Below are 24,213 nucleotides of genomic sequence, written 5' to 3' on the forward strand. Positions count from 1 at the left end.
ATACAGTTGAAACCTGATGCTGTGCTCCCAATCTTCATCAAGAGCCAGCAATCATGATGCCCCCCGACAACAAGGTCGAAATAAGCTACCGCCTGCGAGACTTCATCCGATAACGTTTGACCGCGTTGGCCACAGTGAAGAGAGCAATAAGCACGGCCTTGTGCACGAGACCAATTCCATTGAGATGCTTGATTCCAGAGGTCCATTGAACTCGACGGATGTAGTCCATCACCTGTCGACGTGCAGTGCTACTGAATGGGGAGAGAAAAATCGTAGATAGTGCCGGAGCCTGATTCTTCTGGAAGATATCACCGAAGCCAAAAACGTCGTGTTGAGGTGTATGGATGAATATTTTTGCCAGGTCAGCATCCGGATTGACACTGAGTTTTTTCCAGACATGCACAGCCGACGCACGCAGTTCCGAGGAGCTCACTACATAACGCTCCAGATACGGTCCCCATACTTGGGCAGCCAGTGCGACACCCTCCTGGAAGTGAACGGAAAATTCACTGTGGGAACTATTTTCCTCGGCTGATACGTTGCGATACGCGGTAACCTTCCCTTGCGACCTTACGTACTTCTCCGTGCTGCCCATGTTTGATGTGCACAGCATTTCAAGGACAGCAAACGCTTCAAACAGCTTGCCTGTATCAGCATCAACCCGTTCATCAGCACCGTAGGCGCGCTTTGAAACATTCGACGCTTGGGGATTTAGCATCTTTCGCAAGCCAAGATACATCCCGTGAAAGTGTGTATCAGGCTTAATCCGCGCAAGATTGTCCTGGATTGTCCCGCGCCAGCCAATATCAACCAGGCCGACTTTGTCCTTCTGTGAAATACCTTTTTCTGTAAGGTATTCATTCAATAGCTCACGTTGTTCCAGTATCTTTTTGTTTACGGCAGCCGTGAATGCCGGCGCCTGGATCAGCTTGCTTAATGACTCGTTTTCATCAGGGCGCTCAACAACATCCGAAGCCTCTAACCCAACCTCAGATAAAAGATCAGCAAAGTCCGCGCATTCCAGACCCAATGTGGAAAACAGCCCGGAAACCTTTTGCGAGCGGTTCAGGCGCCAAATACGATTGAACTCATCATTCGAAACTTCTTCCATTGAAGCGACGAACGTAGAAAGTCGACTGACCTCAAGCTCTGCATAGGCTGGCAATTGATGCCCAAAAAGGGTCTGATCTGGAAAGATAATTTCGTATATACGGCGGAAAAACTCGCCTTCTCGGGTAAGAAAGAAGACTCGATCCAGACGCTCAGCGACTGCTTGCTCGGCAATCCACAAGGCAAAGCCCAAGAACAGTGGAGCGGCCTCTATTCCGAAGCGAAACGCTGCCGCTTCAGTCTTTTGCCGGGCAGGTATTGACGGCTCCACTGCTAGGATACTGAGCTGTCGAAGATGCTGGAACAGCGCCTCACGCGAAGCAAACAGACTCTCTCGCTCTTTCCTGGCCGCGTGAGATTTGTCCGGCACGAATGATATGCCGGTAACACCCAGTTGCGCAGGGGACTCTACATCCGACCAAGGGTGATCGCCTACATGCACATGTTCGGGAGGAGTGATCCCGTAGACCTCGTGCACATGCTTAAACAGCGTTCCTGAACGTTTATTCAAGCCCACGTCACACGAGCTCACGCCATCCTCAAAGAGATGACTGAGGCCCTTCTGCTCGAGCAAGTGTTTGAGCATGTCAGAGGTCATGTAGAAATCAGAGAGGAATATCGTTCTTTCGGCAGAGTGCTGCTTGAGAAACTCTTCGATATCCGGATCCTGAAAAGTACGACGCACTTCTACTGAAAGCTCATAGTCGGCAAAGCGCTGGGGCAGACTCTCATCGAAGGAAGAGAGCAAAATGGTTTCCAGCCATTCCTTGAGCACATGAACGATTTCGTACTCTTCGTCCTTGTTTGCTTCTCGAGCTGTCTTCGCCAGACGGGCTTCTGTATCCACCCGTGCCTGATAGATATCCCAATAACCCGTGTACAGCGGTTTGAAGTATCCAGACAGCTCGAAAAATACATGAGCGGCAGTCGCCAGCTTGATGCATTCGGGGTGGCAATCTCTTCTAAGCAAGGTGTCCCAGACATCAACTGTCTTGATTTTGTAGATCATCGTACTTTTCGCCCACCAAAAATCACTTCAGCCACTGCTTCCAGCTGTTTGATCCGAAGCTTGAGCCATGCGGGAAGTTTGGCGGCAAGTTCACTGAGTTTATGACGGCGAACGACCCAACGATTTGTACTGAGGCGCTGCTTTTCTTGAACTGAGTACTCATTGAACGCCTTTACAGTCAACTCTGTAAAAACAGATTTTTCCATGGGCGGACCTTCCAGGCTCTTCTCTACCCATTCGCAGAAGAGAGTCGAAGAGTCATGCCAGGAAGGCCAAATGTCGGCCGTCTGGCGCGCTCCTTCCTGAAGCCGTGAAAGCTCAGTACGGTCGCATATGAGTTTTTTCAGGACACTGACGACGCCGTCAGTGTCACCCGTGGAGACTACGACCGCATTTTTTCCGTTAACGATATATTCGTCATGTCCGGAAACATCAAAGACTACGGCGGTGCCGCCACAGTGAAACAGCTCGAGCGGCGGACCAAACATTCCTTCAACCGTACTGAGCTTGATCAAAATATCGCAAGAGCGATAAATTTCGGCAGTCTTGACCATGGGGACCCGGGAAAACACCCGCGAGACTCCCGGAAGCCACTTGATGGGGGAGCCCGTCAGAACCCAGATGTCTTTCGCGCCGGCTTCTCTGGCTAATCGAACACCCAAGGCCGTATTTTTGAAGGAGACACCAAAATGTCCCTCCACGAGAATTCTGGGTTGCGCATCAGTAGGACGAGGAGCGCTTGTGACACCCGTTTGTGAGTACACATCCTTGCGTACACCGTTGCGTACCAGAGTGGTATCCCGATCGAAATCGTCTTTCAGGTAATGCTGGATCCACGTAGCTTCAGTTACGTATTCGATCGGGAAGTGGTAGGTAGCGTCAACCAAAGCGCGCAATGGCCCTTCCGATTCAGGATAAAACCTGGACTCGATCGACTGGACGAAATACGCATATCTTCTGGCGTCGAAGTTGCCAAGCTCAAAAGCGGTTTTCCACCATGTGGCGATGACCAGATCGAAAGACTCTTGCTTGGCCTCTTCTATGGGCAGACAACGAAGCTTCGGCGCTTCGTCATGCCAGGAAAGCGTCGACGCCGAAAAAGGCTCCTGAACTGCCAGTGTTACGTCATATCCATGATTACGCAGGTAGCTGGCATGTTGAATGATGACGTAAGTGCCACCGCTAATAGCCATCGAGCCTACGAGAAAGCAAATTCTTCTATCGTTCAATTTATGATTACTTCTGAAAATAGCGGATTAATCCATATAAGTTGGCTATTGGGCGGCCAACCCGCTCATCGAGCTTCTTCCATGGCCAGAACCCAAGCAGTCCTCGTCCGTTGCGCCTCAGGACGGTGAGCATGAACTTCAACCTATCAGAAAAGCTCGGGACCTTGTGCGCGCCGGTAAAGAAAGAGCGCTCAAACACACCGTAGTTTTCAACATGAAATACTGAAGAAAACCAGTCGATCTCGGACTGTGAAGGTTGGAAAACCAAGCGCGCGTGGCTGCGAGCGATCTGCTCAAGACCGAACGACTGCGCACCAGCTTGCAGAGTCATGGCGTCCAGCAACTGGTTGTAACGAGCGAAGATGTGACGCTGAACAGGGAACACCAGGGACTCCAGCATCTCTTGCTCATGGAACGTGTCATGGATGGCACTAGCCCGACCATTAGTGTCTATTTGGTAGCTGGCCGCTGAACCATGATCTGCTGCCAGGAGAATTTCGAACAGGGCGCGATTTTCATTAAAGACATGAAACCGCGACGTACGGCCTGCAATGGAGGAAAACAGAAGACCGTGCTTGGGGTTCGCAGAACCTGCCGCCCCTGGTGCTATAAGCCCGATGTAGTAGCCCGTAACTGATTTGACTGGCGATGCCGGTCCCTTGCACAACAGCGCGTAAAGGTTGTCCTGAATCGTGCCCTTCCAGCCGACGTCCACGACCACTAGGTTTTCGGGAACATCACCTTCCGAGAGGGCAGATAGATACTGCCAAAATGCCTTTCGACGACTCAGCCGTTGCTCGTCATATACCGCAATGAATCGTGGCAACGCCTTAAGTCGGGAGAAGAGGTCGCTTTCGGGGAAGTCCTCTTGCCTTTGATTAGACTGTTCAGTCGTCAGGCCCAACAAGGCTGACAGCTCTGGGCAGAACTCATCCAGCCCAAGGCTCGAAAGAAACTCCAGCAGCGACATTCGCCGATATTGCCGGAAAAGCGTTTCGAACCGCTCTTCGCTCAGCGCATTCAGAGAAGGCAGCAGCGTTGATCTGCGAGAAACCTCCAGGTAACGGCTCTGAATCGGGACGCCCACGCGAGCGCAGTAGCAGTCGAACATTTGCTTGAGCGGTTGTCCCTCTCTGGAGAGAAAGAATACCTGCTTGACGCCGTTCTCAATGAGTTTGCGATGCAGTTCGCTCACCCAATACAGGAGCGTGTCTGCCATTTCTCCGAAAAGTTCGAACGAATCAGATCTTCCTTCAAAGCTAGCTCCTCTGATGTCACTCGTCGCCGATGGAGGTTTTTTCACTGCATATATTCCGTGTAGGGGGATCGATGTCGATTAGCGTTTTGAGGAGTGTGATAGCGGATAAGCCAGGTATATCCGGTAGACTGCGATACCGGAATGACTGCGCCTACCATATGCTCAAGCCGTTTTGCATGCCGCAGGCTGACCCGAACCCGCGGCATTCCCCTGCTTTCAAGTACGGCTGTCGATTGCTGTAAGGCTTTCAAAGTACTGACCAAACTTTGCAGCCTTTATAGACCAGTCCCATTCTTTGATTCTTTCAACGTTTTCTGTTGAAAGCCGAGTCAACAACGCAGGCTCTTCGACGAGCTTGCGGATACTGTCCTTGAGCGCTTCGACTGTTCTCTCAGGCAAGATAAAGGCCTTCTGCAATTCACCGAATGCCTGCGGCACGATGCCGACATCAGTACTGATAACCGGTACTCCGCAGGCCATCGATTCCAGAACAGGGTTAGGCGTACCTTCTATCTTCGACGTACACACATAGACGTCGATCTTTGAGTAGTAGTTAGGCATCTGGTCATGGGGGATGAATTGATCCTGTCGGTCAGCGAACAGACTTTTTACAGCAAAACCTTCTTGCTGAAGCTGCTCAATTGCTGGCTTGAGGATCGTATTCACACCTTTGAAGTCTTCGAGCTCTGCCGCCCACTGACTGTTTCCAACCCAGCCAATCACCAGTTCACGTTGACCGACTTCTTTAAGGCGTTCAATATTCATGGGCATGAATTTTGTCAGGTCGACACCATCCTCGATCACGCGGGTGGGTTCCGGATAGCCGCTTACTTCGGAATAAATACGGTTTAACTTTTCAGAGCCCACAGTGTAGCCAGCAACTATATCGGTAAAAAGATGGGCGCGACCACTGAGTTCTTCTTCTTCCAGAAGCAGGTGATCGTAAACACTTGTGCTGAGCTTTTTAGTGGCAATAAAGCGCTCATGGAACAGCTCATATGGCATGCCAAGGCTTTCAACATAACTTCTGTAGTACGGCGTGCCGATGAGTGTTAAATGCTCTCTCCAGAAGAAGTGCACGATGTCACAGTCTTCGGTCATCATGAATATTTTGTCGATGTTGTCGATGATATCCATCGGTATCACAACGAAATCGAACTGATCACTCAAGTAGCGTTCCAGTTGCCGGGCGATATTTCCAAACGCCCAGTTATCTGTATCGATGATCAGTGCGATTTTCGTCTTTTCATGCTCTTCCGGTACCAACTTTACGGGAGCGGAAATATGATCGGCTTCATTGTTGAGCCCTAGTTCATCGTGCCGTGACTGAACCCAATGATCTACCGCATCACCCCAGATCTTGAAACCGTGTTTTGCCTCAAGGTGCATCGCTGACTTGTGAAGAACACCGCGAGAAAAACGTTCTTTTTCATAGTTGCGATCAGCGTCTGAATCCGGCATTGGGTGGTCATGCACCAAAGCGCATACCGATGCGCAACCGACTTTGTAGCCTTGCTGGAACAGGCGCACCGAGAAATCGATATCCTCGAAGCCAACAAACATACCTTCGTCATAACTACCGACACGAGCGAACGTGTCCTTGTTAACGACGCAAGCGCCACCAAACAGGAACGTCCCGAGGAATGGCTGACTGATAACGTCCTGTATTTTTGTCTGCAGGGAAGCGCTTCCAGCACCGATATGAAGTTCGCCCTCTTCATACGACACATAAACGTGACCGCCCCTGGCGAAGATTGTTTGACCATCTGGGTCCAGCAAGGGAAGGCTCATGAAATGACAACCAAGAACCGCTAGATCATGCTGAATCTGCTTTAGCGGATTCATCGTGAAGTAGATATCGTTGTCGAGACACATCAGCCATTCCGTCGTGACATGTGGAATGGTTCTATTACGGCCGCCTGAAACACCGAAATTTTGCCCAAGCTCTACAATACGGGTGCGGAAAGATAGCGTTTTGCACGCCTCGCGCATCCGCTCGATTTCTTCTGCCGAAGAGCCGTTATCCATAATCAGCACTTCACCGGCGAAATGCGGTAAGAACTCTTCAATGGTCTTGAGCAGCTTGATCGAGAGCGACGAGCGGTTCATCGAAAGGAAAGAGATCGTTAGGTTCTCACCACTACTGCCGATGTTCGGCCCCGTTTCCCGCCAGGCATCAGACGCCAGAAGAGCGTGCGCATTGTCATAAACGTAGAGCCCGCGCGAAAGCCCCGGGATGATATCCAGCCCTAGCACTTTCATTAGTTAGGGTTCCTGCGAACAATTCTGAAGACCTTTTTTATCAACGTTCGAGCATGGCGAGGAACCAGCCCTCCCAAGCGGAGATAACGGTAATAACCGACTCGCATTTGATCACGTTCTGCGGTTACTTTTGCCACTTCGGTCTGAAGCGCATGTACTACTGCATTCAACTCATGCTGAGTGGAGTTGAACACATGCAGTCTTTCTTTTACCAGTTCGTTTTCCGTCAGCGTTGCCTGATAATTAAGTCGTGTTTTTCTCAAGTCCGCCTTAAGCGTATCAACTTCCATTTGAATGGCCGTCAAACCCTGGTGGAGAGTGTCCACCTTCAACCTTTCGTCCACAAGCAACGTCCCGTCCATTGCATGAACCATGCGCGCATACGCGTCCATACTGATCGGGAAAACTGCAGCACCATTAGTGATTTCAGGTGCATTCCAGATGCCGAAATAATAGCTGCAGTTCTCAGTATTAAATTCCGGTTTTTCACCACCATTTACAAGGTATGCACCTTGGACTGAGTTGAATTTCATCCAGCTATCGGGAACTGTTTCATAGTCTCGCTCAATATCCAGCGACGTTGAGCCGAATCCAAAGACCGCGGTTCCTATGCTCCAATTGACGTTGTCTCCCAGTACGCTGCTGGCGAGCTGTTGAAACTCTTCGAAACGGTATTTGCGCAAGTGGTACGGGTTGCGCTGATGTTCTTCCGGGAAATACCAATAGTCATTTGGGCAACTAATGATAATGATCGCGTCTTTCTTTGCGACGCGTTTCAGCGATTGCAAATAGGCTGCCGGATCTTCAATGTGCTCAATGGTTTCACACGAAACGATTACGTCAAAATACTCGGACGGAAACTTTTCTTCGATGGTTGTCGCGTCAGCTGCAGTAAACTCGATCCCAGGACCACCAAACGAACGGGTTGCGCGATTCACTGCGTCGACGAACACATCTACGCCGACAACCTCTTCGGCTCCGGCCTGCTTTAAAAGGTAACTTCCATAACCCTCGCCGCAGGCGATATCCAGGACTCGCTTGTTTTTAACAAAGGGCGTGGCAACCGAGTATCTCGCGAAATGGATTGACGCTTCTATGTTCGCTCTCTCTGGAGCAGAGTTGATATCTAACCGTTCCATTTGTGGCCTATTCAAATACTGTTGAGATCGTTGGTTGAAAATTCCACTGTCGCGGAAGGCTTAACATGCCAACCGCTTTGAAGTTATCTTCAACACGGAACGAGCACGCATTTTTTGCTTCTGCGTAAGTTATGAATCCAACATTGTCGTTAATTGCTACCCGCCACTTGTACTGACCGCTCAGCAGAGGGAGATCTGCAAAGTCAATCGATACAGTTCCTGCGCTTGAGGAACGGTAGGCCGGGATTTTGTCCATCAATGTGGTAGCGCCACATAGATACAGCTCATCATGTCTATATAGATTGAAGACGAAACTGATCTCTTCCGGCGGCGTATCAACCAGCGCGACAAAATCGAAACACACACTTACGGATTGCCCGGTTGTCACGGTCTCCAGTGCAGTGCCTTCGGTGTCAGTCAGGCGGACATCCGTAATTTTAAACAGCTGATCCGCAGACTCGCTGTTATTCAGAGTCGCTTTGGGGGTGACACTTTTTGACTTGCCGGCATCTGACTCTCCAGATTCTGAAGTGTCGTGACTTTCAGCAGCAGCTGCTGCCAGCGTGGCGGCGAATGCTGCGGTGGTACTTTGAGCAACCTGAGCCTCCATTTCGATCATGTATTGATCGATGACTCTAGGCGCAGGACCGAACATGACTTGCCGGCCTTCTTTTAGGTAAAGCGCTCGTTCACAAACCGATTTAACTTGATATTGGTCGTGTGATACAAAAAGAATGGTGCAACCACGATCACGTATTTCGTAAAACTTCGAAAGGCAACGTCGCTGGAATGCCGCATCACCGACAGCAAGAATTTCATCGACGATCAATATTTCGGGTTCGACGTGAACAGACACCGAGAATGCCAGCCTGGCAAACATACCGCTCGAGTAGTGTTTTACAGGGCTGTCGATAAACTGCCCAATGTCAGCAAAACCGGCAATTTTATCAAATCGATTGTCAATTTCTTCTTTTGATAATCCAAGTATTGATGCACTTAGGTAAACGTTCTCACGCCCTGTAAACTCTGGATTGAAACCAGAGCCGAGTTCAAGCAAAGCTGACAAACGACCTTGACGCTCTACGTGGCCATGCGAAGGAGTAAGGGTCCCGCAGATGATCTGCAATAGCGTGGATTTGCCCGAGCCGTTACGCCCCACAATACCGACGGTTTCGCCTTTCTTTACATCAAAGTTGATATCCCGCAGCGCCCAGAACTCATCGCTGGGATTAGTAGCGCCTTTCCAGAGTATTTGCTTCAGTCGATCTTGTGGTTTTTCATAAAGATGATAAATCTTTGAGACGCCCGCAACCGAAATTGCTAAGTCATTAGAGGACATCAGCAAACCCCTTTCTTGTCTTCTGGAACCAGATATAGCCTAGCCATGCAATGATGACTGCGCACAGTGTGTAAACCGCCAAACCCTGAAAGTTTGGGAGTCTCCCCCATATCATCACTTCTCGTGCTTGCTCAATAATGAAGGTGAGCGGGTTGATCATTAACCATGGACGTACGGCCTCAGGCAATGATGTGGCAGGGTAGAAAACCGGGGAAAGAAACATTAGCACGGTAGTGAAAAGACCAATAGTTTGAGCCACATCGCGTAAATACACGCCCAGTGAAGCAAGAAACCAGGCAGCCCCCAGCGAGAGTATGATCAGTGGCAATATTACTAACGGTATAAATACAGCGGTCCATTGAACAAAGCCGTTGAAAATCAAGAAGGCGATCAATAAGACAGCAAGACTCACCGTCGCATGAAAAAGTGCCACGCCGATACTGATGGCCGGAAGTATTTCAATAGGGAATACAACTTTTTTGACGTAATTAGCATTATCCAGGATCAGCCTTGGAGAGCGATTCAGGATTTCTGAAAACAAGCCGTGAACGATCATACCTACGAACAATATAACGGCAAAGTCAGTTTTGCTGTCGGTCCCGCCCGTGCCCCAGCGCGATTTGAACACTACCGCGAAGAAGAAGGTGTATACCAACAGCATCAGAACCGGGTTAAAAAAAGACCATGCCAAACCCAGCATTGACCCGCGATACCGTCCGATTACTTCTCTCTTTGTCATTTGTAGAGTGAGTCGGCGGTGGCGCCACAAACACGAAATCAAGGTGACTGGAGAAACTGAATGCTTGCTATGTGGATTGATCGGTGTTGCCTTATGCATCGATACACTCACTTTTTGAATCCTTTGGGGGGGTGCTCTGCCTGCGTCAATAATCTGCGTGCATAGTTTCAGTGCAGAGTTCAGCACACCAATCTGATTGCTAGCTTGCTTGCAAATACCGGGTCGGCATCACGAGCCACCTCTCCATCCCTGCGTGGCCTAGTATAAGCGAATCACAGAGCCATTTTTTCAAGGATTGGTCGCCGAGAGGGCATGACCCTTTATTGCGGAAAATGCTGCTGGTCTTCATCAACATTCGCTGAGGAACTGAGTCCCCCTGTTTTACGCAACAAGAGCTAAAATCTTGCGGTTGAGAGGGGGGGGGTAAATGATCTGAGTGGATCCGCCAAAAAGCTCTTGCCTGTGTCGGTGTCGCGAGTGATTGGAGCCTTTGATAGGGTCTGCTTTCTCTGAACAGATTCGGCCGAAGGTTGTTTCGGGGCTTGCAACGCACGATCGAAACTTTCTAGCGAGCCTGATTTTTTCTTAATACGATAAAGCGCAAGGACGTTAATCCGCACCGTGTTGAATAGGCTCACCAGCTCATCTCCAGATCTACTCCCCCAAGCACCTTCGTTGGCTGTTCTTCTTGGGTGACTCATGATAGGCCTTCGCCCCTTGGCGGCGACAGAATCCAAACGTATCGAGCAAGTGTAACACCCTCGAATTCGGTCGTATAACCCCTAAATTATTCGTAACCGTTCATAATCCCTCACGTTCAAACCGTGGCTCGATCGCCGATGCAGGTACATGATTTCTGTAGTGAACCTGCCCTCATCATGCGCCCCCGGGTTGTGCCCTTAGGAGGGGGGGCGCGCCGCCGATTTTGTAACACCACGACTCGCGCTCTACAGTGAAGTCGAAAGCATCGCCGCCTGTTGCTTTTCAGACCGATGAGGAGGTCGTGACATCGGCCGGAAGTGGCCAGCGTGGGCCATGCCGACAGACTCACTGCCTATCGAGGTCATCCACGAATTGTTCCGGCATGAGCTAATCTGCTTTGCGGTTGTCGCAAACAAGTCGTCGGCAAAAACTACTCGTATAGACCTGTAAGCGATTTTGTGCTCCTCTGCCTGAGTCAGCTTGGCGCAGGATCAATTTGCTAGCGGCTGTTGTCGTTGTACGTCTTGCGGGCATGCATGCATATGGTGTGCGATTATTGATCGCTGGGAAGTCTCTATCGTCAGGTTTAAGGTGGTGAGGTGGGATGTTTATGTACAATGACGTAACAGATCTAGTGATGAGGGACAGGCCTGGCAGGTCAAGTACTTATGGACAAATTTAGAGTTTTTTTGCTGGGTCTGCCTCGTAGGCAAAAAAGATTGTTACAGGTGGCCACTGATACGGTGCTGGTTTGGTTTGCCCTATGGCTTGCCTTCATCGTTCGGCTGGGCATTGACGGTATGTACAATCCACTAAAGGTCCATTTCTGGCTTTTCGTGTGCGCGCCAGTGGTGGCCGTCCCTCTATTCGTCCGCTTCGGAATGTACCGTGCGGTCATGCGCTACTTTGGTAATGACGCATTGATTGCCATCATCAAGGCCGTCAGCCTGTCATCGCTGCTACTTGCGGTCGTTGTCTATTGGTACAGCAACCACGAAGCTGTAGTACCACGTTCGATTATCTTCAACTATTGGTGGTTGAGCCTCGTCATCATTGGCGGGCTTCGTCTTTGTATGCGTCAATATTTTATGGGGGACTGGTTCACCGCCGCCCAGCACGTTCCGTTCACCAATCGTGACAATGGCCTGACCAAGGTGGCTATTTATGGAGCTGGTGTTGCGGGCAATCAACTCGTTGCTGCTCTGCGTATGGGGCGGGTCATGCGGCCTGTCGCTTTTATCGACGATGATGCAAGCATTACGGATCGTTCGATTGCTGGCTTAAAGGTTTACAAACCTAAGCATATTCAGCAGATGATTGATGTGACGGGGGCGGAGGAAATCCTTCTGGCTCTGCCATCGTCTACTCGAGCGCGACGTCGGGAGATTCTCAATCTTCTGGAAGGTTTTCCGCTTCACGTTCGCAGCGTGCCGAATTTTACTGATTTGGCCAGTGGCCGGGTGACGGTCGATGACATCCAGGAGGTTGATATCGCCGATTTGCTGGGGCGCGATTCAGTTCCGGCGCAACCCGATCTGCTAGCGCGCTGTATCAAGGGTAAGACTGTGATGGTAACGGGAGCCGGTGGCTCAATTGGCTCGGAGTTGTGCCGGCAGATTTTTTCGATTGGTCCGACCACGCTTTTGTTGTTCGAACATAGTGAGTTCAATCTTTACAGCATCTTGTTCGAGCTTGAGCAGCGTATTGCCCGTGAGTCACTGTCTGTCCGTCTATTGCCTATACTGGGTTCCATTCGTCATCCCCATAAGCTAGTGGATGTAATGAAGACCTGGAATGTAGACACGGTCTATCACGCAGCTGCTTACAAACACGTTCCTATGGTTGAACACAATATTGCTGAAGGTGTGCTGAATAATGTGATTGGAACACTCAATACCGCTCAGGCTGCATTGCAGGCAAGTGTTGCGAACTTTGTACTGATTTCCACAGACAAGGCGGTGCGTCCTACCAATGTGATGGGTAGCACCAAGCGGCTGGCCGAAATGATCCTTCAGGCGCTGAGTCGCGAGATTGCGCCGGTGTTTTTCGGCGATAAGGCTAACGTGTCGCGGGTAAATAAAACCCGATTCACGATGGTCCGGTTTGGCAATGTGCTGGGTTCTTCCGGATCAGTTATTCCTCTGTTTCATAAGCAGATCAAGTCGGGAGGGCCATTGACGGTCACCCATCCGAAGATCACCCGATATTTCATGACCATTCCTGAGGCGGCGCAGTTGGTCATTCAGGCTGGATCGATGGGGCAGGGTGGTGACGTGTTTGTGCTCGATATGGGCGAACCGGTGAAGATTGTCGAGCTGGCGGAGAGGATGATTCACCTTTCGGGCCTGAGCGTTCGCTCAGAGAAAAATCTTCAGGGCGATATCTCAATCGAATTCACTGGTCTGCGTCCGGGCGAAAAGCTTTATGAGGAGTTGCTGATTGGTGACAACGTGGCAGCAACCCCGCATCCAATGATCATGAGTGCAAATGAAGATCATCTGCCCTGGGAGGTGCTCAAGGCCAGGCTGACTGAACTGCTTGCTGCCGTTGAACTGGACGACTATTCCCGGGTTCGTCAGTTGCTGCGCGAGACAGTAAGTGGTTACACACCGGATGGCGATATCGTCGACTGGATTTACCAGCAGCGTCGCCTCGAACCTTGATCCCTACATCTTACGTTGAGAGCGGCGTGCTTTTACGTCGATGGATCGGGCGCTAAAGATCAAGAGTGGAGATTACTTGGCAATGGGGTTACAAAGTTGAGGCGATCAAGTAATTGAAGTTGTTATTTGAACCCAGTGAGCTCGGATTTATGGTTGCCCTGCAACAGTCATAATTAAAGAAAATACCCAGTGTCGAATCATGTAGGGTATTTTCGTCATTGTCTGATTGCAAGGCGACGCGTTTGACAAAACCAGTCTTGTTTAAATCTTCCACTTCTGAATATCAGCTTGTTTGCATGCGCTATGCAAATTCCCCCCGCTCTTTGTCGTCATCGTGGAAATATGAAGAGGTGGAGCAGTTGATTTGGAAAGCGTCAGAAGTTAAGTTTTCACGTACTGATGTCGGTGTTCAAGAAATCAACAAGTCTCTGTACCCAATAGCCGGGCTAATCCAACCTTCATCGGTGTCTGCTCAGGGAGTTTAAATCTTTCAAGAAGTCGTTGGTTATTTGCCCGCGAGTGGCGAATATCTCCGGAGCGCGCCGAACCATAGCTGACAGGTGGCAGTTCTCCTACTACCTCGCCCAAGGTTTCCAGCATCTGGTTGAGTGTGGTGGCTTGATTCATTCCGACGTTGATTGCGCCCACTTCGACCTGCGGTGCTTCGACGGCCTGCACCAACACCTTTACCAAATCTTCCACATAAACAAAGTCTCGGGTTTGTTCTCCGTCGCCGAAGACTGTAATGGGGAGACCTTTATGCGCCCGCTCGCTGAAAATGCTAATCACGCCAGAGTAGGGGGAGGAGGGGTCTTGGCGTGGGCCAAAGATATTGAAAAACCGGAACACAACCGGCTCAAGAGCGTGCTGGCGTCGGTAGAAGTCGAAGTAATACTCGCTCGCTAATTTGTCCGAGGCATAGGGTGTCAACGGTGCCTTAGGCGTCTCCTCGTCGATAGCTTGCCCTTCTCCATTGTTGCCGTATACCGCGGCACTCGAGGCAAATACCACGCGTTTAACTTCAGCTTGGCGCATGGCTTCGCAGACGTTCAAGCTACCTATGAAGTTGCTCTGGTGGGTGCGTACAGGATCGTCTACCGAGGCTTGGACCGAAGCCACTGCGGCTAAATGCACAACTGCCCGACAACCGATCATGACCCGCGCAACCAAAGCGGCATTGGCAACATCGCCTTCGATAAATTCGACGTTTGGATTTTCTTGCGGCAGGTTGCTGCGCTTTCCGGTGGACAAGTCATCGAGAATTCGCACTGCGTAGCCCTTGGCGAGCAAAGCATCGGTCAGATGGGAGCCAATAAAACCGGCGCCGCCGGTGATTAAAATAGGGGCGTTAGCCATGATGGTAAACCTATCAAATGATGTCGGGGTTTTGTGCCGTGAGCACAGCTTGTGCCCTGAAATACGCAGTTTTTTGCGAGCGAAGCCAGAAAAAGTGGCTCTTGGGTGGTATAGGGCTGTATGGTTTTCTGACGCTTAGCGGGAGCAAGTGTCCCATAACGACGCTACGCAATCGAGTCGTGTTTGTGATCAAACGGTCTTTCCACGTTCGTTTTTCCAGGTTTAGAAGGATTGACGCCGTTGCGTTATGACGCGCTGATAGAGTTGGGCTTGTCCGCTCTATACCTTTAATAACGCTTGCAGTAGTGAGATGCGTTTTGGTATCTCGACGTGTACGACAGTGCTAAGTTCGCTGCCAACTTCGAGCTCAGGATGATAATTTTTTGGTCCACTGAAGAGTTGCTGATTGGCGATAGCATGGCGGGGACGCAACATCCGATGATCATGACGGCCATCATGCGAATGATTATGCTCGTGTCGAAAAGCTCCTGCGCGAAACCGTCAGCGGTTACACCCCTGATGGCGATATCGTTGACTGGATCCACCAGCAACGTCGCCTCAAGCCCTGATTGTTTCACATCCTGTAACGGACACATTTTTGACAGACTCCAGACATCGCCTAAGTTTGGGAGGCAGCTTCGGAAAAGCTGCTTTCTCAATCGATGTCATGGAGCTTCATTTATGCGTACTGGCTATTTCTACTCTCTGGTTTTTGCCCTGCTCACCAGCGCCTCTATTGCGGCCATTGCTGCGCCGACGGCCAAGCCCGAGGCTGGCAATGCACCCGTGGTGCTGGAAGTTTCTCCCAAGGCACAGTCCGGCAAGATCGATCTGAATCAGGCCGATGCGCCAACCCTTCAACGTGAGTTGGCCGGTGTGGGCGAAGCCAAGGCCAAGGCGATTGTTGCTTACCGCGAGGGTAATGGGCCGTTTGCGTCCGTGGACGAGTTGCTCGAAGTGAAGGGGATCGGTAAAGCGATTCTGGATAAGAATCGCGAGAAGCTTGAGGTGAACTAAGCTTATACGTCAGCGCCAGGGGCCGGTCATTGATCGGCCTTTTTGCTTTCTGGCGAACGCTGTGATGGGGCGCCTTCCGTCGATACGCTAAAAATTACGGCTATCATATACAGCGAAGATTATGCCTATAATAAATTGCTTTCCGCCAAGCGTTTTGAGCCTCAGGCGCTTGTCTTTCCTTTAGGCATCTCCCCAGGAGCACAGTCATGAATTCTGTCCAGTCCCAAGGTACGGCCCTTGTCACCGGTGCTTCTTCCGGTATCGGTGCGATTTACGCCGAGCGGTTGGCGGCGCGTGGTTTTGATTTGTTGTTGGTCGCCCGTGATCAAGAGCGGCTGGAAGCGGCGGCGAGCAAGTTGCGCGTCGAGCATGGGGTTCAGGTCGAGGTGCTCAAGGCGGATCTGACGCAAAAGGATGAGGTGCTGAAGCTTGAGCAGCGTCTTCGCAGCGATTCGAGTATCAGCCTGCTGCTGAACAATGCCGGGGTTGCAGCGGATGGTTTGTTGGCCAATGCCGACATGGATCAGCTGGAACGTTTGATTCAACTGAACGTGACAACGGTCACGCGGTTGGCCTCGGCAGCGGCCGCCAGTTTTGCCAAGGCGGGTCGGGGGACGATCATCAATATCGGGTCAGTGGTCGCCTTGTTTCCTGAGCGCTTCAATGCGACTTACAGTGCCAGCAAGGCTTATGTGTTAAGTCTGACGCAGTCGTTGAACGCCGAACTGGAGGGCACCGGGGTCAAGGTGCAGGCCGTGTTGCCAGGCGTCACACGCACTGAAATCTGGGAGCGCTCCGGCGCCGATGCAACGCAGATTCCGGCGGATATGGTCATGGAAGCCGATGATATGGTCGATGCCGCGTTGTCGGGGCTGGACCAGGGTGAGTTGATCACCATTCCATCGTTGCCGGATGCGGCCGACTGGGATGCCTTCGTGGCGGCGCGTCATGTACTGGCGCCGAATCTTTCCAAAAGTAAGGCTGCCGCGCGTTACACGTGAGGCGTCATGAATCGGCTTGAGGTATTTGCGGTATGAGTGATCGTCGAGTAGTTGTCACGGGCATGGGTTTGGTGTCGCCATTGGGTTCTGGCGTCGAGGCCGTCTGGGCGCGTCTGTTGGCCGGGCGTTCCGGGTTGCGCAATTTGCCGGACGAGGTGGTGGCCGATTTGCCGGCCAAGGTCGGAGGTGCAGTGCCGACGCTCGCTGACGATCCCGAGGCGGGTTTTGATCCGGATCGGGCGACGGCGCCTAAAGAGCAGAAGAAGATGGACCGCTTCATTATGTTCGCCATGGAAGCGGCGCGTCAGGCGCTGGAGCAGGCGGGTTGGCAAGCGGCGGACGCCAATGCCCAGGAGCGTACGGCAACCATTATCGGTTCCGGCGTGGGTGGTTTCGGTGCGATAGCCGATGCGGTGCGCACCACCGACAGCCGTGGGCCGCGACGCTTGTCGCCGTTCACCATTCCTTCATTTCTGGTCAACCTCGCTGCGGGTCATGTGTCGATCCAGCACGGTTTCAAGGGGCCGTTGGGTGCGCCGGTGACAGCTTGTGCGGCCGGGGTCCAGGCGATCGGTGATGCGGCGCGGTTGATTCGTTGTGGCGAGGCAGACATCGCCGTATGTGGCGGCGCGGAAGCGGCGATCGATCGCGTCAGCCTCGCCGGGTTTGCCGCTGCTCGCGCCTTGTCCAGCGGTTACAACGACACCCCGGAACGCGCCTCGCGGCCGTTCGACAGTGGCCGCGATGGCTTCGTCATGGGGGAGGGCGCTGGCCTTCTGGTGATTGAATCCCTGGAACATGCTTTGGCCCGTGGTGCTCAACCGCTGGCGGAATTGGTTGGTTATGGCACCAGTGCCGACGCCTATCACCTGACGGCGGGTCCCGAGGATGGCAGCGGTGCGCAACGAGCGATGTCGCTGGCATTGGCCCAGGCAGGCATTTCGCCGGGGCAGGTTCAGCATCTCAATGCTCACGCAACCTCGACCCCGGTCGGGGACTTGGGAGAGTTGGCGGCCATCAAGGCGTTGTTCGGCGCGGATAACAAAATCGCCGTGACATCGACCAAATCGGCCACCGGGCATTTGCTTGGTGCAGCGGGCGGTATCGAGGCGATCTTCACGCTGTTGGCCATTCGCGACCAGATCGTGCCGGCCACCCTCAACTTCGATAACCCGGACCCCGCCGCCCAAGGCGTGGATATCGTTCACGGTCAGGCGCGGCCGATGGCTATCGAATACGCGCTGTCCAACGGCTTCGGGTTTGGCGGGGTGAATGCCAGCGTGCTGTTCAAGCGTTGGGAGGGTTAGTCCCGGGGTTGTTTGAGATAGGTGCGAGTCACGTCGAGAATCCGCTGAGCCAGCTCGGGGTTCTCGACACTGCGTGACAGCAGTAAAGCCCCGACCAGTGTCGACATGATGACGATGCTTTGGTCGGCGGCGTCCTCGTCTTCAAGGGTGCCTTGTACTTGTTCGAGCCGTGCGTTGAGCACCACGTCAGTGGTCGGGCTTTGCTGCCCGCGCAGGCCGAGTTCCGATGACATGGTCGGCAACGGGCAACCTTCATCGGGTGAAGTCTGGTGCCATTCGGACAAATAGGCGTCGATGAACGCTTCCAGCGGACGATCCTGGGCGAAGAGCTCGGCGCAAATCCCATCGACCTGCTCACCCGCGGCTTGCAAAGCCTTTTCTACCAGTTCGTCCTTGGATTTGAAGTGCGAGTAGAAACCACCGTGAGTCAGGCCCAGTGCTTTCATCAGCGGTTGCAGACCTGTCGCGCCAATGCCATCGCGGCGAAAGCGCGCTGACGCTTCCTTGATGATGCGTTGGTGGGTCTGGGCTTTATGGTCCTGCGAATAGCGCATCGGGTATCTCCGCAACAATGCGCCATATTAACCAATGAAAATGGGATGGTGATTGTACTTCTACTTCTAAAAAGCATGCAGATGCGTCGATCTTGGTAGAACGGCGTTTAAACACATGGCACGAATAGTGATTACTCATTAACTGACGATTGTTGAACAATCACGAGGCAATGAGCATGAACAGCGGACTGTCCCTGGCCGACCACATCACCCTTGAATTGCGCGCCGACATCATTGGCGGTCGTTTACTGCCCGGCATGGCGTTGGTGGAAAACGATCTGGTGTCTGCCTACAACGCCTCCCGCAATACCATTCGCGAAGCGCTGCATCGCCTGGGGCAGGAAGGGCTGACCCGTTATGTGCGCAACAAGGGCGTGATGGTGCGCAGGCTCGGCGTCGAGGATGTGCGGGATCTGTTCAAGGTCAGGCGCACGTTGGAGTTGCAGGCGATCAGCGCGAGTCAGCCGCTGCGTGACTATCAATCCGACCGGATGCTCGAAGCCCTGGAAGCCACCGAGCTTGCCCGGGAGCGCGAAGACTGGCGCGCCGTCGGCACCCACAGCCTGGCCTTTCATCAACACATCGTTGGATTGCTGCGCAGTCCTTTGTTCGACGAGTTCTTCACCAATGTCGTGGCGCAGTTGCGCCTGGTGTTCTGCACCGCTCCCGATGAATCACGTTTTCAAGCGCCCTGGCTGGCGCGCGACCGACAGATTCATGAGTTGTTGGCCGAGGGCGATAAACCCGCGGCCGAGGACGCCATGAGCCGGTATCTCGACGATTCCGAACACCTCTTGTTGCAGATGCTTACCCGTTCTTCCCATCACTGATCGAGGATTCGTGCCATGTACAAAGACTATCCGGCGGCCTATCAAGTCAGCAAAGGTTCGGCCTTGCAGGTGGACAAAGCCTTCTACGAACGGATCCGCGACAAGAAGGACGGGCGCATGCTGATCGAAGAATTTGAGGTGCCGATCCGCACCGGGCGCGCCTGGAAAGTGCCGGCCGGGCATGTGTTCCGGGTGACCACGCCTGTTGGCCCGCAAGTCGGGGATTTCAACGTCTGGAATGCCAACGATCCACGGGAGCGTTTGTGGGCGGCGCGGACCCGGCAGTTACAGGGTGCTCACGTCAGCACCCATGACCGACTCTGGTCGAACCTGCCGTTTCTGCGGCCGCTGGTGACCATCACCGATGACAGCCTGGCCGGTTACGGCATCGACGAACATGGTGGTCGCTTGCACGATTTGCTCGGCACCCGCTGCGACCCTTATGTGAACAAAATGCTCACCGGCGAAGACTTCCACCATCACTGCCACTCCAACCTGACCCGCGCAGTGCTGCCTCATGGGCTGACCGAGTTCGACGTGCATGACGTGCTGAACATTTTCCAGTGCACGGGCCTGAACCACGACGACATGTACTTCATGAAAGCCTGTCCGGCGCAGAAGGGCGATTACCTGGAGTTTTTTGCTGAAATCGATCTGCTGTGTGCGCTCTCGACCTGCCCAGGCGGTGATCTGTCGCTGGCCATGTGGGGGCCGGATGCACAGGACCCGCTCAGCGTGTGCCGCCCGCTCGGGGTGGAGATTTATCGGTTGGAGGATTCGTTGCTCGAGGGCTGGAGCCAGCCGGAACGGGCGGCATACAAAGGGCTGCATGGCCTGCACATCGCCAAGGCCGATTGGGAGAAGTAGAAACGCAAAACCCCGTCATTTGATGAGAATGACGGGGTTTGTTTAGTTAGCGGTCCTGCGCATCCTTGGCGTCCGCTTCCGCGTTGCGTTCAGCGACGCGTTTGCGTTGCTCCTCGGTCAGTTCGACCTTGTTGGCGGTGTCACGCAACATCATCAAACCACCAACGATCGAGCCAATTGCAACGATCAGAATCAACCAGGCATACCAGGGCATAGGGCTCTCCTTGAGGGCAGGCCGATTGGCGGGTTTCGCCAACCGATCGTGCATACCACTTTGAGCGATTAGTTTTCGCAGTGGTTCCATTCTATGCCTGTTCTGACAGCCGCACGTGGCCTGTTTAGAGCCCGGTCAGCATCGCGTCCGCCGGCGCATCGGCACGCAGTTGCGCCGTCAGCATGAAGTACACGAACCCTACCGCCATGAAGCCCAGGAAAATCAGCCCGATCAACGTGTTGAACCAGGCCATCGCCACCAGGCAGACCACCGCCAATACCAGCGCAATGAACGGTACCAACGGATAGCACGGCGCGCGAAAGGTGCGTTCCAGATTCGGTTCGGTTTTGCGCAGTTTGAACAGGCTGAGCATGCTCATGATGTACATCACGATCGCCCCGAATACCGCCATCGTGATCATCGCCGCCGTCAGCGTCATGCCACCCAGGTTGATCAAACCATCGCTATATATCGCGGCGATACCAATCACGCCGCCGGCGATGATTGCCCGGTGCGGAGTCTGAAAACGTGACAATTTGGCCAGGGACGCCGGCAGGTAACCGGCCCGGGCGAGGGCGAAGAACTGCCGCGAGTAGCCGAGGATGATTCCGTGGAAACTCGCCACCAGGCCGAATAGGCCGATCCATACCAGCATGTGCAACCAGCCCGAACTTTCGCCAACCACGGTTTTCATCGCTTGCGGCAGCGGGTCGTTGATGTTCGACAAGGTGCGCCAGTCACCGACGCCGCCGGCAAAGAACATCACGCCCATCGCCAGTAGTACCAACGTCAGAATGCCGCTGATGTAGGCCTTCGGAATGGTGCGTTTCGGATCCTTGGCTTCTTCGGCGGCCATGGCCGCGCCTTCGATGGCCAGGAAAAACCAGATCGCGAAGGGAATCGCCGCGAACATCCCGGCAATCGCCGGCGCGCCGAACACATCGGAACCGGCCCAGCCGTTCAGCGCGAAATTGCTGAAGCTGAACGCCGGGGCGACCACGCCCATGAACACCAGCAGTTCGGCCACAGCGAGAACGCAGACCACCAGTTCGAAAGTTGCGGCCAGTTTCACCCCGAGGATGTTCAGGCCCATGAACACGATGTAGGCACCGACCGCTGCGTGTTTCGGGTCGAGTGCGGGGAATTGCACGTTGAGGTAGGCACCGATTGCCAAGGCAATGGCCGGTGGGGCGAAGACAAATTCAATCAGTGTCGCCAGCCCCGCGATCAATCCGCCTTTCTCGCCAAAGGCCCGGCGGCTGTAGGCAAAGGGACCCCCCGCGTGAGGAATTGCGGTGGTCAGCTCGGTGAAACTGAAGATGAAGCAGGTGTACATCGTGGCGACCATAAAGGACGTCACCAGAAAACCGAGTGTGCCGGCCACGCCCCAGCCGTAACTCCAGCCGAAGTATTCACCGGAAATCACCAGCCCGACCGCAATGCCCCACAGATGCAGCGTGCCCAGCGTGGGTTTGAGTTGTGTGTTCATGCGTTGCTCCCTGAACGGTTTGGAAAGCTCGGGGAAGGGCGTTTGCAGTGGGCGTGCCAGTGTTGTCAGAGCGGTCGTAAAGTGCAGAAAGGCGTCGTATCGGGGATGTTCGCTATTGGATGCAGGCATTTTGGTGCGCCAGTTGGGGGCAGCGGTGTTTGTTATGCCGCCATCGCGAGCAGGCCGGCCGGAACACCGCTGTAACAAAGCTATAAACCCACTCTTTACGCATTCTTTATTCCCCGCCACACCCCTCGCTCTCGTTCCTTTACAGCCTCCCTGCCGACAATGGATCCACACGCGGCAATACGCCGTAACACGGAGAATTTCCATGAGCGTTCTGGACGGAGTGTCGCTGCTATTGGCAGTGGGGCTGTTCATTTATCTGTTGGTTGCGCTGTTGCGCGCGGACCGGAACTAGGAGCGGCTATGCACAGTTATGACTATTGGCTGATCCTCGCCTTCTTCGCCCTGGTGCTGATTCCGGCACCGTTTCTGGGGCGCTTCTACTACAAGGTCATGGAAGGTCAGCGCACCTGGCTTTCGCCGATTCTCGGACCGGTGGAGCGTGGATGTTACCGGGTGGCCGGCGTTGATCCGCAGGCCGAACAGAGCTGGCAGAAATACACCCTGGCCTTGCTCGCCTTCAACCTTGCGGGCTTTTTGCTGTTGTTCACGATCCTGTTGTTTCAGGATCACTTGCCACTGAATCCGCAAAACCTGCCGGGCCAGGAGTGGACGCAAGCGTTCAACACCGCCGTCAGCTTCATGACCAACACCAACTGGCAGTCCTACAGCGGCGAAGCGACCCTCAGCTACCTGAGTCAGATGGTCGGCCTCACCGTGCAGAACTTCGTCAGCGCCGCCACCGGCCTCGCCGTGCTGGTCGCCCTGTGTCGCGGGATCGGTCGCAAGTCGAGCAAGACCCTCGGCAACTTCTGGGTCGACATGACCCGCGCCACCCTCTACGGCTTGCTACCGCTGTGCCTGCTGCTGGCGCTGTTTCTGGTCTGGCAGGGCGTGCCGCAAACCTTCGCTCAGTACGTGAATGCCGTGACGATGCAAGGCATCGATCAGGTGATCCCGCTCGGTCCGGCCGCCAGCCAGATTGCGATCAAGCAACTGGGCACCAACGGCGGTGGCTTCTTCGGCGTCAACTCGGCGCACCCGTTCGAGAACCCGACGGCGTGGAGCAACCTGTTTGAAGTCGGCTCGATCATTCTGATTCCGGTGGCGCTGGTGTTCACCTTCGGCCACTACGTGAAAGACCTGCGTCAGAGCCGCGCGATCATCGCCTGCATGCTGGCGCTGTTCCTGATCGGCGGCGCGACGTCGCTGTGGGCTGAGTATCAGCCGAACCCGACCCTGAACAATGTCGCCGTGGAACAGACCGCGCCACTGGAAGGCAAGGAAGCGCGTTTTGGCACTACCGCCACGGTGCTGTGGTCGGTGACTACCACGGCGGCGTCCAACGGTTCGGTCAACGGCATGCACGACAGCCTCAACCCGCTGAGCGGCATGGTCGCGATGGTCAACATGATGGTCGGCGAAGTGATCTTCGGCGGCGTCGGTGCCGGGCTCTACGGCATGTTGCTGAACGTGTTGATCGCGGTGTTCCTCGCCGGCCTGATGATCGGCCGCACGCCGGAATACCTCGGCAAGAAACTGCAGGCGAAGGAAGTGCAGTTGCTGGTCGTGACCTTGCTGGTGATGCCGGTCGGCGTGCTGGTGCTCGGCGCGATTGCCGCGAGTTTGCCCGGCCCGGTCGCGGCGGTGAGCAACCCTGGCCCGCACGGTTTCAGTCAGTTGCTTTATGCCTACACCTCGGCCAGTGCCAACAACGGTTCGGCGTTTGCCGGGTTAGGCGCGAACACCGCGTTCCACAACCTGATGCTGGGCCTGGGCATGTTGATCGGTCGCTTCGGTTACATCCTCCCGGTACTGGCATTGGCCGGCAGTCTGGCGATGAAGAAAAGCGCACCGATCGGCCAGAACAGCTTCCCGACCCATGGCCCGCTGTTCGTGACTCTGCTGACCGTGACCATTTTGCTGGTGGGTGGTTTGACCTTCTTGCCGTCATTGGCGCTGGGTCCTATCGCTGAACATTTGAGCCTGGGCTTCTAAGGGG

Annotated in this window: 19 protein-coding genes and 1 pseudogene; 9 read left to right on the forward strand and 11 right to left on the reverse strand. The window is 53.8% G+C overall.

Going from position 1 to position 24,213, the window contains the following annotated elements; translation table 11 throughout:
* Positions 1-85: 85 nt before the first annotated feature.
* The 7 genes from ACQ4OB_RS16170 to ACQ4OB_RS16200 form a co-directional block, all read right to left on the reverse strand.
* Positions 86-2,119 carry an HAD family hydrolase gene (locus ACQ4OB_RS16170; RefSeq protein ID WP_430956040.1) on the reverse strand — a complete coding sequence of 678 codons (2,034 nt, stop codon included), beginning with the start codon at positions 2,117-2,119 and terminating at the stop codon, positions 86-88.
* The gene (locus ACQ4OB_RS16175; protein ID WP_430956041.1) at positions 2,116-3,312 is read right to left on the reverse strand and encodes a glycosyltransferase; all 1,197 of its coding nucleotides are present in this window, start codon (positions 3,310-3,312) and stop codon (positions 2,116-2,118) included. Before ACQ4OB_RS16175 ends, ACQ4OB_RS16170 begins: the two co-directional genes overlap by 4 nt.
* A gap of 43 nt (positions 3,313-3,355) precedes the next feature.
* The gene (locus ACQ4OB_RS16180) at positions 3,356-4,651 is read right to left on the reverse strand and encodes a hypothetical protein (protein ID WP_256581133.1); all 1,296 of its coding nucleotides are present in this window, start codon (positions 4,649-4,651) and stop codon (positions 3,356-3,358) included.
* A gap of 171 nt (positions 4,652-4,822) precedes the next feature.
* Positions 4,823-6,868 (reverse strand): glycosyltransferase, encoded by a 2,046-nt coding sequence (locus ACQ4OB_RS16185; protein ID WP_102614627.1) that lies wholly within the window; start codon positions 6,866-6,868, stop codon positions 4,823-4,825.
* The gene (locus tag ACQ4OB_RS16190; protein WP_102614626.1) at positions 6,868-8,007 is read right to left on the reverse strand and encodes a class I SAM-dependent methyltransferase; all 1,140 of its coding nucleotides are present in this window, start codon (positions 8,005-8,007) and stop codon (positions 6,868-6,870) included. Before ACQ4OB_RS16190 ends, ACQ4OB_RS16185 begins: the two co-directional genes overlap by 1 nt.
* Before the next feature lie 7 nt (positions 8,008-8,014).
* On the reverse strand, positions 8,015-9,346 hold the full coding sequence (locus ACQ4OB_RS16195) for an ABC transporter ATP-binding protein (protein WP_430956042.1): 1,332 nt from the start codon (positions 9,344-9,346) through the stop codon (positions 8,015-8,017).
* Complete coding sequence (locus ACQ4OB_RS16200; protein ID WP_430956052.1) at positions 9,336-10,166, reverse strand: ABC transporter permease; 831 nt, start codon at positions 10,164-10,166, stop codon at positions 9,336-9,338. Before ACQ4OB_RS16200 ends, ACQ4OB_RS16195 begins: the two co-directional genes overlap by 11 nt.
* 1,289 nt (positions 10,167-11,455) lie before the next feature.
* Here ACQ4OB_RS16200 and ACQ4OB_RS16205 point away from each other — a divergent pair.
* Positions 11,456-13,450 carry a polysaccharide biosynthesis protein gene (locus ACQ4OB_RS16205; RefSeq protein ID WP_102614624.1) on the forward strand — a complete coding sequence of 665 codons (1,995 nt, stop codon included), beginning with the start codon at positions 11,456-11,458 and terminating at the stop codon, positions 13,448-13,450.
* A gap of 417 nt (positions 13,451-13,867) precedes the next feature.
* Here the strand turns inward: ACQ4OB_RS16205 and ACQ4OB_RS16210 are convergent, their stop codons facing one another.
* Entirely contained in the window at positions 13,868-14,806 is a 939-nt protein-coding gene (locus ACQ4OB_RS16210) for an NAD-dependent epimerase/dehydratase family protein (protein WP_102614623.1), read from the reverse strand.
* Positions 14,807-15,270: 464 nt separating this feature from the next.
* On the opposite strand from ACQ4OB_RS16210, the pseudogene ACQ4OB_RS16215 reads away from it, so the two are divergent.
* The 4 genes and pseudogenes from ACQ4OB_RS16215 to fabF form a co-directional block, all read left to right on the forward strand.
* A pseudogene (locus ACQ4OB_RS16215) lies at positions 15,271-15,375 on the forward strand (hypothetical protein); the annotation flags it as partial.
* 112 nt (positions 15,376-15,487) lie between these two features.
* Positions 15,488-15,823, forward strand: coding sequence for a ComEA family DNA-binding protein (locus tag ACQ4OB_RS16220; RefSeq protein WP_074874817.1), 336 nt, complete (start codon positions 15,488-15,490; stop codon positions 15,821-15,823).
* 206 nt (positions 15,824-16,029) lie between these two features.
* Entirely contained in the window at positions 16,030-16,824 is a 795-nt protein-coding gene (locus ACQ4OB_RS16225; protein WP_102614622.1) for an SDR family NAD(P)-dependent oxidoreductase, read from the forward strand.
* Between the two features lie 32 nt (positions 16,825-16,856).
* Positions 16,857-18,131: a beta-ketoacyl-ACP synthase II gene (gene fabF / locus ACQ4OB_RS16230; protein ID WP_430956043.1), complete on the forward strand. Its 1,275-nt coding sequence runs from the start codon at positions 16,857-16,859 to the stop codon at positions 18,129-18,131.
* Here the strand turns inward: fabF and ACQ4OB_RS16235 are convergent.
* Positions 18,128-18,685 (reverse strand): TetR/AcrR family transcriptional regulator, encoded by a 558-nt coding sequence (locus tag ACQ4OB_RS16235; protein WP_430956044.1) that lies wholly within the window; start codon positions 18,683-18,685, stop codon positions 18,128-18,130. The two genes, fabF and ACQ4OB_RS16235, sit on opposite strands and share 4 nt — an antisense overlap.
* A 176-nt stretch (positions 18,686-18,861) precedes the next feature.
* On the opposite strand from ACQ4OB_RS16235, the gene ACQ4OB_RS16240 reads away from it, so the two are divergent.
* Positions 18,862-19,515 (forward strand): GntR family transcriptional regulator, encoded by a 654-nt coding sequence (locus tag ACQ4OB_RS16240; RefSeq protein WP_074874825.1) that lies wholly within the window; start codon positions 18,862-18,864, stop codon positions 19,513-19,515.
* 15 nt (positions 19,516-19,530) lie between these two features.
* A complete protein-coding gene (locus ACQ4OB_RS16245) occupies positions 19,531-20,382 on the forward strand; it encodes an urea carboxylase-associated family protein (protein ID WP_430956045.1) in 852 nt (283 codons plus the stop codon).
* A 46-nt stretch (positions 20,383-20,428) separates the two neighbouring features.
* Here ACQ4OB_RS16245 and ACQ4OB_RS16250 read toward each other — a convergent pair whose 3' ends face one another.
* The gene (locus ACQ4OB_RS16250) at positions 20,429-20,596 is read right to left on the reverse strand and encodes a DUF2897 family protein (protein ID WP_008006000.1); all 168 of its coding nucleotides are present in this window, start codon (positions 20,594-20,596) and stop codon (positions 20,429-20,431) included.
* A gap of 124 nt (positions 20,597-20,720) precedes the next feature.
* Positions 20,721-22,085: an ethanolamine permease gene (gene eat / locus ACQ4OB_RS16255; RefSeq protein ID WP_033055766.1), complete on the reverse strand. Its 1,365-nt coding sequence runs from the start codon at positions 22,083-22,085 to the stop codon at positions 20,721-20,723.
* Positions 22,086-22,416: 331 nt separating this feature from the next.
* Here eat and kdpF point away from each other — a divergent pair, with 331 nt between their 5' ends.
* Positions 22,417-22,506, forward strand: coding sequence for a K(+)-transporting ATPase subunit F (kdpF, locus tag ACQ4OB_RS16260; RefSeq protein ID WP_007899818.1), 90 nt, complete (start codon positions 22,417-22,419; stop codon positions 22,504-22,506).
* An 8-nt stretch (positions 22,507-22,514) separates the two neighbouring features.
* Positions 22,515-24,209, forward strand: coding sequence for a potassium-transporting ATPase subunit KdpA (gene kdpA / locus ACQ4OB_RS16265; protein WP_074874829.1), 1,695 nt, complete (start codon positions 22,515-22,517; stop codon positions 24,207-24,209).
* Positions 24,210-24,213: the final 4 nt, after the last annotated feature.

It is taken from the genome of Pseudomonas sp. ES4 (genome assembly GCF_050586665.1).
Taxonomy (GTDB): domain Bacteria; phylum Pseudomonadota; class Gammaproteobacteria; order Pseudomonadales; family Pseudomonadaceae; genus Aquipseudomonas; species Aquipseudomonas frederiksbergensis.

Excerpts from the sequence above, each read along its gene's own strand:
- ACQ4OB_RS16170 (WP_430956040.1), bottom strand. The coding sequence starts at position 2,119 with ATGATCTACAAAATCAAGACAGTTGATGTCTGGGACACCTTGCTTAGA.
- ACQ4OB_RS16175 (WP_430956041.1), bottom strand. The coding sequence starts at position 3,312 with ATGGCTATTAGCGGTGGCACTTACGTCATCATTCAACATGCCAGCTAC.
- ACQ4OB_RS16185 (WP_102614627.1), bottom strand. The coding sequence starts at position 6,868 with ATGAAAGTGCTAGGGCTGGATATCATCCCGGGGCTTTCGCGCGGGCTC.
- ACQ4OB_RS16190 (WP_102614626.1), bottom strand. The coding sequence starts at position 8,007 with ATGGAACGGTTAGATATCAACTCTGCTCCAGAGAGAGCGAACATAGAA.
- ACQ4OB_RS16195 (WP_430956042.1), bottom strand. The coding sequence starts at position 9,346 with ATGTCCTCTAATGACTTAGCAATTTCGGTTGCGGGCGTCTCAAAGATT.
- ACQ4OB_RS16205 (WP_102614624.1), top strand. The coding sequence starts at position 11,456 with ATGGACAAATTTAGAGTTTTTTTGCTGGGTCTGCCTCGTAGGCAAAAA.
- ACQ4OB_RS16210 (WP_102614623.1), bottom strand. The coding sequence starts at position 14,806 with ATGGCTAACGCCCCTATTTTAATCACCGGCGGCGCCGGTTTTATTGGC.
- ACQ4OB_RS16220 (WP_074874817.1), top strand. The coding sequence starts at position 15,488 with ATGCGTACTGGCTATTTCTACTCTCTGGTTTTTGCCCTGCTCACCAGC.
- ACQ4OB_RS16225 (WP_102614622.1), top strand. The coding sequence starts at position 16,030 with ATGAATTCTGTCCAGTCCCAAGGTACGGCCCTTGTCACCGGTGCTTCT.
- fabF (WP_430956043.1), top strand. The coding sequence starts at position 16,857 with ATGAGTGATCGTCGAGTAGTTGTCACGGGCATGGGTTTGGTGTCGCCA.
- ACQ4OB_RS16235 (WP_430956044.1), bottom strand. The coding sequence starts at position 18,685 with ATGCGCTATTCGCAGGACCATAAAGCCCAGACCCACCAACGCATCATC.
- ACQ4OB_RS16240 (WP_074874825.1), top strand. The coding sequence starts at position 18,862 with ATGAACAGCGGACTGTCCCTGGCCGACCACATCACCCTTGAATTGCGC.
- ACQ4OB_RS16245 (WP_430956045.1), top strand. The coding sequence starts at position 19,531 with ATGTACAAAGACTATCCGGCGGCCTATCAAGTCAGCAAAGGTTCGGCC.
- ACQ4OB_RS16250 (WP_008006000.1), bottom strand. The coding sequence starts at position 20,596 with ATGCCCTGGTATGCCTGGTTGATTCTGATCGTTGCAATTGGCTCGATC.
- eat (WP_033055766.1), bottom strand. The coding sequence starts at position 22,085 with ATGAACACACAACTCAAACCCACGCTGGGCACGCTGCATCTGTGGGGC.
- kdpF (WP_007899818.1), top strand. The coding sequence starts at position 22,417 with ATGAGCGTTCTGGACGGAGTGTCGCTGCTATTGGCAGTGGGGCTGTTC.
- kdpA (WP_074874829.1), top strand. The coding sequence starts at position 22,515 with ATGCACAGTTATGACTATTGGCTGATCCTCGCCTTCTTCGCCCTGGTG.